General features: G+C 57.9%; 17 protein-coding genes and 2 tRNA genes. 7 read left to right on the top strand and 12 right to left on the bottom strand.

Annotation, left to right across the window (positions count from 1 at the left end):
- Positions 1-7: 7 nt before the first annotated feature.
- Positions 8-1,927 (top strand): DNA primase, encoded by a 1,920-nt coding sequence (gene dnaG / locus P0M12_RS00450; RefSeq protein ID WP_007731115.1) that lies wholly within the window; start codon positions 8-10, stop codon positions 1,925-1,927.
- A gap of 1 nt (position 1,928) precedes the next feature.
- Here the strand turns inward: dnaG and P0M12_RS00445 are convergent, their stop codons facing one another.
- Positions 1,929-2,180, bottom strand: coding sequence for a hypothetical protein (locus tag P0M12_RS00445; RefSeq protein WP_003941570.1), 252 nt, complete (start codon positions 2,178-2,180; stop codon positions 1,929-1,931).
- Between the two features lie 136 nt (positions 2,181-2,316).
- Here P0M12_RS00445 and P0M12_RS00440 point away from each other — a divergent pair.
- Positions 2,317-2,389 (top strand) — tRNA-Asn (locus P0M12_RS00440).
- A 53-nt stretch (positions 2,390-2,442) separates the two neighbouring features.
- On the opposite strand, the gene P0M12_RS00435 is transcribed toward P0M12_RS00440, so the two are convergent.
- Positions 2,443-3,174 carry a site-specific integrase gene (locus tag P0M12_RS00435; RefSeq protein WP_277377333.1) on the bottom strand — a complete coding sequence of 244 codons (732 nt, stop codon included), beginning with the start codon at positions 3,172-3,174 and terminating at the stop codon, positions 2,443-2,445.
- Entirely contained in the window at positions 3,147-3,653 is a 507-nt protein-coding gene (locus P0M12_RS00430) for an Arm DNA-binding domain-containing protein (protein WP_277377331.1), read from the bottom strand. Before P0M12_RS00430 ends, P0M12_RS00435 begins: the two co-directional genes overlap by 28 nt.
- Before the next feature lie 767 nt (positions 3,654-4,420).
- Between P0M12_RS00430 and P0M12_RS00425 the strand changes: the two genes are divergently transcribed.
- The gene (locus tag P0M12_RS00425) at positions 4,421-5,167 is read left to right on the top strand and encodes a phage Gp37/Gp68 family protein (protein WP_277377329.1); all 747 of its coding nucleotides are present in this window, start codon (positions 4,421-4,423) and stop codon (positions 5,165-5,167) included.
- Here P0M12_RS00425 and tcmP read toward each other — a convergent pair.
- The 4 genes from tcmP to P0M12_RS00405 form a co-directional block, all read right to left on the bottom strand.
- Complete coding sequence (gene tcmP, locus P0M12_RS00420; RefSeq protein WP_277377328.1) at positions 5,151-6,164, bottom strand: three-Cys-motif partner protein TcmP; 1,014 nt, start codon at positions 6,162-6,164, stop codon at positions 5,151-5,153. The two genes, P0M12_RS00425 and tcmP, sit on opposite strands and share 17 nt — an antisense overlap.
- Before the next feature lie 247 nt (positions 6,165-6,411).
- A complete protein-coding gene (locus tag P0M12_RS00415; RefSeq protein ID WP_277377326.1) occupies positions 6,412-6,954 on the bottom strand; it encodes a hypothetical protein in 543 nt (180 codons plus the stop codon).
- Positions 6,955-7,000: 46 nt separating this feature from the next.
- Positions 7,001-7,378 carry a hypothetical protein gene (locus P0M12_RS00410; protein WP_277377325.1) on the bottom strand — a complete coding sequence of 126 codons (378 nt, stop codon included), beginning with the start codon at positions 7,376-7,378 and terminating at the stop codon, positions 7,001-7,003.
- Positions 7,379-7,400: 22 nt separating this feature from the next.
- A complete protein-coding gene (locus P0M12_RS00405; RefSeq protein WP_277377324.1) occupies positions 7,401-7,745 on the bottom strand; it encodes a DUF2510 domain-containing protein in 345 nt (114 codons plus the stop codon).
- 89 nt (positions 7,746-7,834) lie between these two features.
- Between P0M12_RS00405 and P0M12_RS00400 the strand changes: the two genes are divergently transcribed.
- Positions 7,835-8,182, top strand: coding sequence for a hypothetical protein (locus P0M12_RS00400; protein ID WP_277377323.1), 348 nt, complete (start codon positions 7,835-7,837; stop codon positions 8,180-8,182).
- A gap of 117 nt (positions 8,183-8,299) precedes the next feature.
- Here the strand turns inward: P0M12_RS00400 and P0M12_RS00395 are convergent, their stop codons facing one another.
- Together P0M12_RS00395 and P0M12_RS00390 are read right to left on the bottom strand one after the other, a co-directional pair.
- Positions 8,300-9,085 carry an HAD-IA family hydrolase gene (locus P0M12_RS00395; protein WP_277377322.1) on the bottom strand — a complete coding sequence of 262 codons (786 nt, stop codon included), beginning with the start codon at positions 9,083-9,085 and terminating at the stop codon, positions 8,300-8,302.
- 132 nt (positions 9,086-9,217) lie between these two features.
- Entirely contained in the window at positions 9,218-9,415 is a 198-nt protein-coding gene (locus P0M12_RS00390) for a hypothetical protein (protein WP_223304512.1), read from the bottom strand.
- 177 nt (positions 9,416-9,592) lie between these two features.
- On the opposite strand from P0M12_RS00390, the gene P0M12_RS00385 reads away from it, so the two are divergent.
- Positions 9,593-9,669 (top strand) — tRNA-Ile (locus tag P0M12_RS00385).
- Between the two features lie 83 nt (positions 9,670-9,752).
- Here P0M12_RS00385 and P0M12_RS00380 read toward each other — a convergent pair.
- The 3 genes from P0M12_RS00380 to P0M12_RS00370 form a co-directional block, all read right to left on the bottom strand.
- Positions 9,753-10,859, bottom strand: coding sequence for a tyrosine-type recombinase/integrase (locus P0M12_RS00380; RefSeq protein ID WP_210377369.1), 1,107 nt, complete (start codon positions 10,857-10,859; stop codon positions 9,753-9,755).
- Between the two features lie 9 nt (positions 10,860-10,868).
- Positions 10,869-11,303, bottom strand: coding sequence for a hypothetical protein (locus P0M12_RS00375; RefSeq protein ID WP_210377367.1), 435 nt, complete (start codon positions 11,301-11,303; stop codon positions 10,869-10,871).
- A gap of 64 nt (positions 11,304-11,367) precedes the next feature.
- Positions 11,368-11,967, bottom strand: a complete 600-nt coding sequence (locus P0M12_RS00370) for a hypothetical protein (RefSeq protein WP_210377365.1) — start codon at positions 11,965-11,967, stop codon at positions 11,368-11,370.
- 384 nt (positions 11,968-12,351) lie between these two features.
- On the opposite strand from P0M12_RS00370, the gene P0M12_RS00365 reads away from it, so the two are divergent.
- Both P0M12_RS00365 and P0M12_RS00360 read left to right on the top strand, forming a co-directional pair.
- Entirely contained in the window at positions 12,352-12,555 is a 204-nt protein-coding gene (locus P0M12_RS00365) for a helix-turn-helix domain-containing protein (RefSeq protein ID WP_210377363.1), read from the top strand.
- A gap of 462 nt (positions 12,556-13,017) precedes the next feature.
- The gene (locus P0M12_RS00360; RefSeq protein WP_277377313.1) at positions 13,018-13,797 is read left to right on the top strand and encodes a phage antirepressor KilAC domain-containing protein; all 780 of its coding nucleotides are present in this window, start codon (positions 13,018-13,020) and stop codon (positions 13,795-13,797) included.
- The last annotated feature ends 3 nt before the right edge of the window (positions 13,798-13,800 follow it).

The raw sequence follows: 13,800 nt of genomic DNA, 5'->3' as shown, positions 1-13,800 counted from the left end.
GATGTACGTGGCGGGCCGAATTTCTGACAGAGACATCGCGGCCATTCGCGAACGCACTCGCATCGAGGACATCGTCGGTGAATACGTTTCACTCAAGCGTGCCGGTGGCGATTCGATCAAAGGTCTGTGTCCCTTTCACGACGAGAAGTCGCCGTCGTTCCATGTGCGACCCAACCACGGCCTCTACCACTGCTTCGGCTGCGGTGAGGGTGGTGATGTGTACTCGTTCCTGCAGAAGATGGATCACATCAGCTTCGTAGAGGCCGTCGAGCAGTTGGCGGATCGACTCAGCTACACGATTTCGTACGAGGGCGGCGGACCGTCCGTTCAGCGCGATCGCGGCACCCGTGCACGCTTGATCGCAGCAAACGCGGCGGCTCAGGAGTTCTACGCCGCTCGTCTGCGCGAACCCGATGCCCAGGCGGCTCGCGACTACCTCACCGAGAGAAACTTCGACGGTGCAGCGGCCCTGCAGTTCGGGTGTGGATACGCGCCAGAAGGTTGGGACACTCTCACAAAATACTTGATGTCCAAAGGTTTCGAGTTCAAAGAACTAGAAGCAGCCGGGCTGTCCAAAGAAGGCCGGCGAGGTCCGATCGACCGGTTCCATCGCCGACTTCTGTGGCCGATCCGCAGCGTCGCCGGTGACGTCATCGGCTTCGGTGCCCGCAAGCTCTTCGACGACGACACCATGCCGGGTAAGTACGTCAACACGCCGGAAACGATTCTCTACAAGAAGTCTCAGGTCTTGTTCGGCTTGGACCTCGCCAAGCGCGACATCGCCAAGGGGCACCAGGCGGTAGTCGTCGAGGGTTACACCGACGTCATGGCGATGCATTTGGCGGGCGTCAAGACCGCCGTCGCTTCGTGCGGGACCGCCTTCGGTGAGGAGCACCTTGCGATGCTCCGCCGACTCCTGATGGACGACAGCTACTTTCGCGGTGAGATCATCTACACCTTCGACGGTGATGCCGCGGGGCAGGCCGCTGCGATGAAGGCGTTCGAGGGTGATCAGAAGATGGCCGGGCAGACGTTCGTCGCCGTCGCGCCCGACGGAATGGACCCGTGCGATCTGCGTCTGAAGTCTGGTGACGCCGCCGTTCGCGACCTCGTGGCACGGCGCACTCCGATGTTCGAGTTCGTGGTGAAGTCCATCCTCACCGAACACGACCTGGAGACCGCTGAAGGTCGTGTCGAGGCACTGCGTCGTACCGTGCCCGTCGTTGCGCAGATCAAGGAATCAACTCTGCGCGACAGCTACGCGAATCTGTTGTGCGGATGGGTCGGTTGGGACGATCTTCCGTCGGTTCGACGACGCGTGCGTGACGAAGCTCGCAAACGGGCGTCGACGCGTGGATCGTCACCGGCACCCAAGCGTCGTCAGGTTGTCGACCAACCTGCTGCCGATGCGCTTGCGCTGCCGATCGGAATCTCCAGGCCCCGGCCCAACGATCCCGCGCTCTCGACGCAGCGAGCTGTCCTCAAGGCCGCATTGCAGCACCCTGGCATCGCCGGCAGTGTCTTCGACTCGTTGCCGCCCGAGACGTTCACCCACCCCGCCTACGTTGTCATCAGACAGGCAATGGCTGACGCCGGTGGAACGAGCAAGGGACTCGGCGGCGCCGAGTGGATCGAAGTCGTCACCAAGGGCGTCGAAGACATGACGGTGGCCTCGGTTGTATCTGAGCTGGCCGTCGAACCGATGCCGTGTGACGAAGACACGGTTCCGCGCTACATCAACGGAGTGCTCGCACGACTGCAGGAAGCGTGGGTGGGCGAGCAGGTTGCCGACCTCAAATCCAAGCTTCAGCGCGTTTCACCTGCTGCAGCCCCCGAGGAGTACAACTCACTGTTCGGCGACCTCGTGGCGCTGGAGCAGTATCGCCGACAGCTGCGTGAGCAGGCTGTCGGCGACCAAAGCGTCTGACCTAACGGTTTTTCTTCAACTGGTCGTGGGGGACCAGAATCGTAGTCTCCTCGTTGATCGGCTTCATCGGCTCGAGCTTGGGCTGAGTACTCAGTGAGTCGGCCAGCTTCTGCCGTGACGCGTCCAACACCTTCTTGGTGGCCGGACTGGTGGCCACCGCCTTCGCGGCCCGGCTGATCTGCTCGTATCGTGCGCGGCCCGCTTTGGTTCCCAGGACGTACCCAGCTGCAACACCGATCAACAAACGCATCATTCCTGCTTCCCTCCAGCACCGATCGTCCTGACTCCATCCTGCCTGATGACTCGCTGGGCAGGCGATTTGGTACTTCGGTGAAGGATTCGCTACAGTTTCTCAGGCAACGCCGGAACGGGCGAAGCGAGCAAGACAATCCCCTGTAGCTCAATTGGCAGAGCTTCCGACTGTTAATCGGACGGTTGCTGGTTCGAGTCCAGCCGGGGGAGCGTTAGAAAAAGTCCCTGATCTGCAGAAATGCGGGTCGGGGATTTTTTCGTTTTTAGGAAGATTTCGGTTCGTTGTCACGGATTGTCACAAGCGATCCCAAACTCGTCGCAGCCGCAGCAAGAGCGTCGGTCTGAGAGTGCGTGTAGGTGCGCATTGTGAACGAACTATCAGCGTGACCAAGCCACGTGGCGATGACCCCGATCGGGACTCGCTGGAGGTGCGTGAGGGTTCCGCAGGTGTGTCGGGCATCGTGGAGCCGAACCTGAGCGACGTCCAAATCTGCGAGGATCGCTTTCCATCGCTTGGTGAGGGTGTCGGGGTGCAGGGGTTGTCCGGCTTCGTTGCAGGCGACATATCCGCCGTCGCCGTAGCCTTCGCCGAATGCCAGCTTTTCGGCCGCTTGTTGTCGTTGCGCGGCTTTGAGTTCGTCGGCGAGTGGTTGAGGCAGAGGCAAGGTTCGGCCCGATGTGGTTGACTTGGCGTCCTCTTGGTCGATGGCTTCGCCGCCGGCCGACACTCGACTGGGTCCGATCCTGAGCGTTCTATTCTCCAGGTCCACATCGGCCCATCTCAGTCCTCCGAGTTCGCCGCGTCTAAGCCCTGATAGTGCGAGGTGCCAAACGTGCCGAAGGCGATCGTTCTTGATCGCGCCGAGAACGACCTGAACTTCGTCGGCAGTCAGCGTTTGGAGTTGTTTCCGTGTCTGCGGAACGTGGTCGACGAGCGCGGCTACGTTTCGGACGAGTTGTCCTTCCTTCACGAGCTGCTCAAGAACTTGAGACAAGGTGCCAACCATGAGGTTGCAAGTTCGTGGGCCCCATTTCTTTCTGGAGTGTCCTGTCGATCTGGTGAGCCTTCTCTCTCTCGCAGTTCTTTGATGAGTTTGTCGATGTCTAGGCGGGTCAGCTTCTGGACGGAGATGTCGCCTAGTTCTGATCGGACCGGCTTGAGGACGTCTTCGTATCCGACCTTTGTCGACGGCTTAATTCCATGGAGCGATAAGAGCCAGTTCGTGCAAGCTTGCTCGACTGTGAGATCCATTGAGTGAACGAATGTTCCACGCTGCACTTCGTTTTGAATCCTCGCGAGTTCGTCACTCGCGTCAGCTTCCGTGGCGAATCTCTTTCTTAACTGTTTTCGACGGCCGGTGATCGGATCGACCCCGGTGTCAACCGTCAGCTGGTATCTGATTGCGTTTTTGCCGCGTTCTTTTTTCGCGAGTTCGATCTTTTTGATCTGCGGAGGCAGTTGTTGTCGTGCCATTTTTTGTCCTTTCTGTGCCAGAGGTCTCGCCACACGTGGATGAGTTCCACGGTCACTTTCAGTTCGTGTGCGATGCCGGCGAAGTGCGCACCGTGCATTCGTTCTGCTTTCCGGTAGGACTCCTCGGAGATGAGAAGTCGTGCCGCGTACTCGTCGGCCTGGCGTTCTTGGAAGTAGTGAATCCGAGCGTCGGGTGTCGACATGTCGTGGTTATGTGTGGCATGTCCAAGTTCATGCCCGAGGGTGGTGCGTGTGTAGTCGAGCGGGATCCGTACTTGCAGGACGATGATTCGCGGTTCCGCATACCAGCGGCCACGTTCCTTGCCTGGCAGGTTGCCTTCGACTATCGCGATGCCGTTAGCGCCTGCCAGGTCTTCGAGTTCTTTCAATTACGCGTCCCAATCGTGGTCATCTTCCGGAAGGCGCTCGGAACTGGTGTTTGCGGCGTAAGCCCACCGACCGGCGAGGCCGCGACGGACTCGACCCACACCGAGTCGACTACATCTGGAAAACACAATGATCACGGTTTGAACCGGTGTCTTGTGCCTTCGCCGCCTCCGTAGCCTCCATCTCTATGAACGCAGTGCCCCTAACTTTGATGAGTTGGGGCACTTTCGGTTCCGGCACATAGCGTGCGGATTTTTGAATAATGTTGGGGTGCAACATGATTAATTGATTTGGTGATATTTTCAGGACGGATGGTACCGTTCGGGCGGTATTGATGCAGCGTGGATTATCGAACAAATATTCGAAGGTGGTGGATCGTCGTGGCCGACAAGTCGTCGATCGAGTGGACTGAGGCAACATGGAATCCGGTGACGGGTTGCGATCGAGTCTCCGCTGGCTGCGACAACTGTTATGCCTTGACGCTCTCGAAGCGCCTCAAGGCGATGGGTGCGGCCAAGTATCAAAACGATGGGAATCCGGTAACTTCCGGACCCGGTTTCGGCGTGACGATCCATCCCTTGGCGCTTGATCAGCCGCGGAAGTGGCGTAACCCTCGTGTGGTGTTCGTGAATTCGATGAGTGACCTCTTCCATGCCAAGGTGCCGATCGGATTCGTGCGAGATGTCTTTGATGTGATGCGGGAAACTCCCCAGCACACGTACCAGATCCTGACGAAGCGATCGCTGCGACTGAGTCGGATGGCGGACAAGATTGAATGGCCAGAGAACGTATGGATGGGCGTATCGGTCGAGAACTCTGATCACCTCGACCGAGTAGATCACTTGCGTGATGTACCCGCCGCGGTTCGGTTCCTCTCGTGTGAACCTCTCTTGGGGTCGCTTAAGGGGATCGATCTCTCTGATGTCGGGTGGGTCATCGCCGGCGGTGAATCTGGAGCGAACTACCGACCCATGGAGTTGTCTTGGGCGCGGGATATTCGAGACGCATGTAACGCGGATTCTGTACCGTTCTTTTTCAAGCAGTGGGGCGGCCGAACCCCAAAGGCGATGGGACGACTGCTCGACGGTGAACTCTGGGATGAGATGCCGACTACGGCTTTGGGTTGATGGGGTACCTGAACGGTTCTATGGGGGGTAGCAGCGGTTCGCGGACTTCTTGTTGTGTCAGAAGGCTGGTCAGTTCCTCCGATTCGAAGAATGAGCTGACGCCCTGGGCTTCTTCTTTCTGAAGGAGCTTGCTGGCTTTGTGAGCATTCCGCATCTTCTGCAGCGCATCGCCATGTTTGTTGAATACGCTGCTCATGATCTTTTCGCCGATGTTGTTCGACGTGGCGAAGATTACGGTGTAGATCGGGTTCCCGTTCTCATTGGTGAACTCCAGCGGTAGTGTCGTGCAGTATCCGAGTTCATGCTCAAGTCTCCATCGCATGAGGTTCACGAGTTCACCTCGGAAGTCTGCGCCGGAGAGCGCGCCGTCAACTCGGGCTCGCCACAACTCCCTCCATTGCTTCGTTCCGAACATTTCATCTATCCGGTCCGCGTATTCGCGCACTCGCTGCTCATCGCTTTCGGAGGGGGCGTCGCCACGTCCCAATCCTCGGGGCAGTAGTCCGTGTCCGAAGTAGAGCCAAAGCCCAACCTTGAACCCGCGTTTATTTCGGCGATAGGTTGAAAGGTACTTCAAGGTCTTCCACGATATTTCCGCGGAGTACTGGTCAACCATCGCGAAAATGGCCGCGTAGTTTCGCCAATCTATAGACAGCTGAGACAAGTACCTTGGGATGGCTACATTGCAGTCCTCTGCCAGGACCACCAGGTCACGCCCAGCGTAACTGGAGCGCAGGCTCGATTCGAGGTTGTCTGCGGTCTTTTCTTGCATCTCACATAACACGACGCGGTTAATTGGTGGGTTCACGTCGAGAGCGCGTTTCCCTGAGTTTGCGATGACGCTTCCGGTGCCGCGCTCGAAATTCTCGGGTGCGCCAGCGAAGAGGTCCAGATACAGAGTTCGAGTCTTACTGGACGCTCGTGCGAAAGCGTTGAGATAGTCCTCGAGGGCTTCCAGTTTGATTCTTGACCACGGACCCCAGCCTCTTTTCGCCATCTACTTGCCGTCAGCGGAGACATCGAACGAGTGCCGGAAATGGAGTAGTTGAGTACCGTGGTTCATGTCGACATTCACCTGTCGGCCGGGCCTCGGGGGTGTTTGCCGCATCCGCCGGGGCTGATCTTTGTGGTCCGGGAATCATCGCATGCCGCAACCGGCCAGCATCACCCGAACCGTACTTACCCGTCTCAAACATAACGAAGGCCCCACCAAATGGTGAGGCCTTCGGGACGTCTTGCGGGACCTACGACTCGATAGCGGGGAGAAGTACAGGCTTCGTCCCGGCCGGTGCGTACTGCGGCAGATACGAGAGTTTCGATTTCCGGTCGCTAACGTCTAGAAGAACCCAGCCTTCGTACTTGCTTGATGGCTGCAATGATGTGTCGAACTCGTCGCGTTCTTCGAGGCAGTTGTACTCGTTGCTGTCGGCGCTCTTGGTGATTCCAGCTGGTGTGATCTCGGAGAAATCACGGCCGGTCGTTCGCATGAATTCGTTTTCATTGTGCTTTGCAGTCGTTTCGACCTGCATCTTGACTGCGACGTAGATGCCTTTCGGTTTCTGGATTTTGCCGTACTTCTTGGTGCAGTGCGGGGTCGTTTCGATCTCCAGGAAAGTGACTGTGCCAAGAGTCCGATCCGTGGGTGCGACGATCGTTACGGGAACATTGAACTCTGCCTGTGTTGGGCCGGCAGGGACGGAGGGCTCTGCGGCGTTTCCGGCTTTTGTGGACGAGCATCCAGCAGCGAGGCAAGCCACCGCGAGAACAGCAAGCAGAGTTCGTTTCATGGCAAATACATACCAGACGGTCAGTGCGGGTGCGTGAAACAGGGACTTATTTCGGGCATCTGTACGTAACGATGACATCTACGAGGTCGGAAACTTTCTGCACTTCGTCCTGCATTTCAGACTGCATGAGCACCTTGATTTCTTTGGGTGAAGTTCCAAGTCCAACTTCGGTGCAAATTATCCCTGCGATCTGTTCGACGTCTTCAGGCGGGGCAGGTTCACCAATCGCTTTGCTGACCAGCTCAGCTAGTTGGAGAGTACTAATCTTTCCGCCTTGTTGGGTGCTGACATTCTCATCTGATATCCCCACGATCGTGTCGGCAGCCCCGTCTGAGGGGCCATTGTCCGCGCCGGGGCTGTCTTCCGTCGCACAGCCGGCAGCGAAGCTCGCAACAGCGATCACGGCGAGCAGTGTTCGTTTCATCGAATTATGTACCTTGTCTGAATCAGTAACTTGGCGGAGGCGGTGGTGTCGTGCCTGGCTGGACATGGTGCGTCCATTGAGTGCCGTCGTACCAGCGGATCCATGCGGGGTTTTGCTGATCTGGATACCAGCCCGCACTCAAACCTGATGGTGGCGCGACGAACTGCACGGCGGGTGGCCGCTTGTCGCCGATGCGGATGAGCGCGCGGATTACGAGGGCGACGAATGTGATCGGGAGGACGATGAAGATCAGGAACAGGAATATTTGTGCTGGTGATGTTTCGTCCAATGCGCCGCCACCAACGATGATCGCGAAAGCGAGCACGCCTGCAAGGTAGAGGGCTCCACGAACTCGCTTGTCGTCCATGACTGGCCTTTCGGGAAGTGTCCGTAATACATACCAGACAGTCCGGACACTGCGGAAACTTTGTCGGTAGTTCAGTGCAGCATGCCGCTATGGCGATTCCATTGGCTACTCGAATCCTGGGGATCTACCCCTTCAGTGAACTGCACTCCCGCGGCTGGGTTCTTGAGAACATGTCGGAACCGTTTGCGCGGTTACCTGGCAGAGATCCGGTGAGAACTGCGTACTTTTCGTGGGGGTACGCGGGGTTCACATTCGATGTGGACGAGACCGGACAGATGAGTGAGTTCGCTACCTTCGTACGCGACGACGACATCACCCTCGTGGCAGATACTCCGCAGGCCGTCGCCAGTCTGGTCGCCAGCTCACCGAAGGCCAGTCTGGAGGAGTTGTGCGCGATACCTGGCGTCGCCGACTTCCATCACCGACACAATTCCTGAGCGATCGCATCAGGCCCACAGTTTGGTCGGTAAGAAATTTCACGTAGTTGTCACAAGTCATGCACCGGTGACACCCGACGACTCCCGTTTACCCCCGGCATTCCTAGATTCCCCCGGCTAGTCCCGCCCCAGTGCGCCTTTTACCTGGACTGTTAATCGGACGGTTGATGGTTCGAGTCCAGCCGGGGGAGCAGCGAACCCCCTCACCTGAGAAATCGGGTGGGGGGCTTTCTTGTTTCGGTCTGACCGCGTTTTGGTCAGACCTTGTTTTTGTCTGACCGAGTGCGCTCGCAGCAGACCCACCGATCGAAGTGCCGATTCGACGTCTGCCGCCTTGTTTGCTTGTTCGCCGCGAATTCCCAGCCGTCGAGCGCTGAGGACGTTCACCGGGTTGTCGTCGACGAAGAAGGTCTGCTGTGGCCGCGCATCGAGCAACTCCAGCGCAGCCAGGAAGGCCGCAGGTTCGGGTTTGGTAGCTCCGAGCATGCAGGAGAAAACATGCTCGTCGATTGCCGATGGAGTTACGACACTCTCGATGGCGGCCAAGAGAACAGGTCCGTTGTCGGAGAGTGTGGCGACCACGACCCCCTCGCTTCGAAGCGCGATTGCGAGATCGATGACCGCGCGGTCCGGGATGAAGGCCTTGGCCCAGGCTCGGCGTAGCTCGTCGCGGTCACCAGGAAACCCGAGCCGTCGAAAGCGTTCCAGGATCGCGGTTTCGGAGTGAATGCCGAGATCGCATTCCTGGTCGAACCCGGACGCGAACACGAGGGCATGAATCTCGTCTTCCGTGACGCCGATGGCCGCAGCCAGTTCTGCGGCGCGACGGTCAGGCTCGAATCGACACAGCACGCCACCCAAGTCGAACAACACGAGTTCAGGTGGTCCGCTGTCGTTCGCCATGTCGCAGAGGATAGGCGGCATCAGCATCAGTGAACGCGAAGCGAAGATGATGGCGGCGGAGATGCGAAAAGCCCGACGCAATACTCTGCGTCGGGCTTTCGGCGGAACCGTCGAACTGTTCGGCCGGTGCGCCTACTTCGCTGCGCGATCCGACGGCTCGAACAGTCGGACGATGTGGCTGGGGTTGATGTAGTAGACACCATTCGGAGAATTGAGAACGAGAGTGTCTTCGGTGAAATCGGTGACGGTGCCGTTCAGCTTCGCGCCGTCGGACATGATGATCCGGATCGTGGCCTTCGAGTTCTTGAATTCGGTCAGTGCAAGCTTCATGTGGTGATCCTGTTCCGTGGGGTGTGCACTCCCACGGTATCGGCTCATCGCGCCTGTGCCGACCAACCTTGGAAGACTCGACTCGAAAGAGTGCAACGCGTCACCGCCTGCCCGATTGTGATCCGCGTCGGATGTGCCGGTAACATTCGGATTCGCCGCGATGCATCGCATCCGGATGGGGCGGTAGCTCAGTCGGTTAGAGCCGTGGACTCATAATCCATTGGTCGCGGGTTCGAGCCCCGCCCGCCCCACCAAATAACTGCAGTTCAGACGCCCTTTCGGAGTAATCCGGGAGGGCGTCTTTTTGCGTCTGCCCACATTTTGCCCACATTTGAAGTCAGGCACGCTTCCGATTGCCACTGGATGCATTGCTTTGTGCAAGTACTGCGGCATCGATTTTCGACGCCACATCGTCCAGATGATCGTCAAATAGGTGGCCGTACAAATCCAAGGTCATGGTTGCTGTCTTGTGCCCGAGCATGGTTTGAACGCCCTTGAGGTTCGCGCCGGCGGCGATCGCGATGGAGGCCGCGGAGTGGCGGAGGTCGTGCGGGGTGATGGCAGGGACTTTCGACATTTCGACGGCGGCATCGAACCAGTCGCGGCGGGCATTCTTATTTCGCATGACGCCTCCACCGCTTGCGGGGCACAGGAGGTCAGTTGAGGATCTTCCAGCGATTGCAGCATTTATTTCATCGGCCACGAAACGGGGCACAGACACGGATCGGGCCTGGTGATTCTTCACAGGCCCCCACGTTAGTTTCCCGTCGATTTCGGTTACCTGTTCGGCGATGCGGAGTCGTCTGCGCTCTGGATCCCAGCGCTGCCCTTTAAGGGCTGCCATTTCTCCCCAGCGAAGTCCGCAGAAACCGAGAATAAGAATGGAGAGTTTGCCGACTCCTGATGCTTCAGCGAGAGCGATGACTTGTTGGCTCGACAGAAATGTCGGTTCGGTGTCTGCAATTCTCGGAAGGGTAAGGCCCTTTGCAGGGTTGGATTGGATCCGATAGTCGCGCACTGCAAGGTCGAGCAGCATCGACAAAAGTTGGTGGGCCTTTTTTACGGTTGTCGCCGAATACGGATGTGCGACAAGTTGCGCCAACCACACTTCAATTCCGGATGCTGTCATGTCGGACAGCTTCACGTTCTGCCACGTTGGAGCGACTTGGCCTTCCCACGACAACTCGTATCGGCGGAGGCTTGATGGTGCGAGGTTGAGTTTGGTCGGTCGCCACTGTTTGTACATTTCCGCGACTGTGGTTTTACCGGCCGCGGGGGAGACGTAGATACCTTTGAGTTTGTCGACTTCTACGTTCGCTGCCCAGGCGTTCGCTTCGGCTTTGGTGACGAATCCGCGCTTGTCAGTTTGCTTGCCCTGTGGTGTCCGGTATCGGACTCGGTAGCGCCGGCCTGCTGCGGTGTCGTATGCCTTGACGTTCGCCATGGTTTCCCCTTATGGGTGGTCTCGTTCTTGGAGCCGGGTTTCGATGTACCTGCACTCGTCAGCGCTGAGGGTTTGGAACCAGACGCGGAGGGTGTGGTGGTCTACTCGGAGTTCTTCGGCCGCGTGTGTTGGCGGGACCTTGTTTCCGAATGGGATCGCGGCAATGAAGGCGTCGATGTGGATGAGCTGGCGCGCCACGAGTTTGTCGATGGCCATCTCTTCGCGGTAGTTAGTGAGGTGCATCGAATGGTTGGTTTCGCGTTTGATGTGCCAGAGCTCGTGGCAAAGGGTGCAGCGGAGTGAGTCGCGGTCGAGGCTGCTGCACAAGTAGATGGTGTTGCCTTTAATGCATCCGCGTAGCCCTGGAGGCAGTTTGTGACTTCTGTCGATGAGGTAGTCGGGGTGGTTGTCACGGGCGTACCTCCAGGGGTTGAAATCGGGCATGGCGGAATCATGAGGGTCGCTACCGACATATTCCGCCGTGCGCCTCTTTACTATTGACGCCAAGTTACGGTGACTCCAAACCGTTTTCGGGGATGACTTGCTTCTCTCCGTGACTGGCTGCGTCGTATTCGCTGAAGTCAGGCTTGTAGGTGGGGTCGTATGTGGGCGGCTCATCCTTCGTGGCAGCCTTTTCGCCCCTGTCTGCAAGCTGCGCCTCGAATGCTTCGGATGCTGATCTGATGGGGCGAGCGCCGGCTTCGATTGCAAGTTCGGTGACGATACGTGTCATGATCGCCGCTCGCGAACGATCCGGAAGTGAAGCGATGAGCGGCGCTAGTGCGTTTAGCCACTCGGATACTGCTGGAGGCCACTTCTCATCTGAGTCGGCAGCAGCAGTCTCGGTTGTGGCACGCAATGCGTGCACGGTCCCGTCTTGCTTTCGCGCATCTCCCTTAAGGCCGAGGAGTTCGTCGACAGCGGCATCGCGATCGAGGCCGAAGTACTCAGCGGCTGACACCACGTCCTGGTAGTCGTAACGGCGGTTCTTCCGTCGGTAGAACGTTGACCGTGTGAGCCCGGTTGCTTCCAGCATCTCCTCAACCGTGACGCGGCGTCCCAGCGCTCGCTCCACGTATGCGGTGAGGTCCCATTCCGATTCGGTCATGACACTATCTTGTCTCATATTTGGGACTATTGCAAGTGGCTCTGCCTGCACGTTTGACCCGAGTTGACACCCCATCTGTCCCAAATGTGGAACAACATGGTTGACATTCGGCACGAGTCGGCTCATAGTTTGAGGCATGCCAATCACGAAACCCGCTGGCCTAGCCGCACTTCGAGTTCGGACTGACGCAATCCAGGCGGCGATGTCGAAACGAAACATCCCAAACTATTCGGCACTTGCGGTGGAACTAAAAGTTCCAAAGGCGACACTGCATCGAGTCATGACCGCTCAGTGCCAGCCCGGTCCTGCTGTCATCGCGGCAATCAGGCTTCGTCTCGGAATCCCATACGACTTCATCGTTGAGGCTTATGAGGTTGATGCCGCATGAAGGCTGCAGAGAAATTTGGCATGACGGAGTACATGACTCCGGCTGAAGCGGCCGAGATCGCAAGATGTAACCGGACACATGTGTATGCGGCGTTGACATCGGGTGAGCTTGAGGGTCACCAGCGTAAGCGCCGCAACAAGATCAAGGGCCCTTGGCTTATTTCTCCTGAGGCGCTTGATCGTTGGATTCGCGGCGAGTGAGCTAGGAAGTCCCGAATGGTTTGTGCGGGTTCGATTCCCGTGCGGGACGCGCAGCCTCAGGTCTGAGGTTTTGCACAACAACTTCTTTCAACCGTCTCTGACGGCTTCTTAAGCGCGGGTTTTTGCCGAGTCGCCTACGGGTGGTGGTGGCAAATGGATGCCCGTTGCTGCATGTCCTTCGAAAATTCCACAGCGTGTTTTACGTGCGGTGCCTGACCTTTGTGGGCCTGTCGTGACTGTCTGAACCCTGATGTGACTTGTCTGCGGGGGTGATGGTTGCAGGGTTTGTGGGTTGGGGTGTTTGCTGCACGGTTTGGCGCGGGATACGGGACTGGTTGTCCTACACCAACTTTTGTTGAGGTAAATGCGTCGAACGGTTTGGTGGTCCTGCCCAAGGTTGGTTGCCCGTTCGAGTCGGGCCAGGACACGGTTACACCCACTACTACATTCTTGGAGGTTGTTGTGACGGAACTTGTTTCCGTGGATGTGCAGTCGCCGTTTGATTCCATCCGCAAGGTTCGACCAGATGGCGTTGAATTCTGGTCAGCGCGTGACTTGATGCCGATGATGGGTTACGCCAAGTGGCAGGCATTCGAAGTGCCTGTCGCCAGGGCCATGCAATCGGCAAAGAATCAAGGCCACGACGTGACCAGTCATTTTACGGGATCCCGTAAAACGCCACCTGGGGGTGGGCCAGCCACTTTGGACTACGCCCTCTCTCGTTTTGCCGCGTACCTCCTAGCAATGAACGGCGACCCGAACAAGCCTGAGGTTGCAGCCGCTCAGTCCTACTTCGCGATCAAGACTCGCGAAGCCGAATTAGTGCAATCGCAGATCCCGCAGACATACGCCGAAGCATTGCGCGAAGCAGCGGCATTACACGAACGAGCCTTGCAGGCTGAAGCCGCTGCACTCGAAGCGAACACCAAAGTAGTTGAGCTGGAACCACTTGCCGCCGAATACGAACGGTTCCTCGATGCCGAGGGGACGCTGAAGATGGGCGGTGTCGCCAACATGTTTGGCATCGGCAGAACGACACTCTTCAAGCATCTGAAGGAAGAGGGTGTGTTGCAGCCGGATCGCAGGCCGTATCAGCAGTATGCGGATTGGTTCAGGGTGATTCCGCATGGCTACCAGAACAGTAAGGCTGAGGATCGGATGGCTTTTACGCCGACGTTGAAGCCTGATGCGGTTGATCCGATGCGGAGGTTGCTTATTCGGCGCGGCCGGCTCGCAGCTTGAATC

Origin of the sequence: Rhodococcus sp. RCBS9 (assembly GCF_029457415.1) — a bacterium.
Lineage (GTDB): Bacteria > Actinomycetota > Actinomycetes > Mycobacteriales > Mycobacteriaceae > Rhodococcus_F > Rhodococcus_F qingshengii.
Note: the sequence above shows the minus strand (reverse complement) of the source record. Positions and strands in the feature narration are given on the sequence as shown.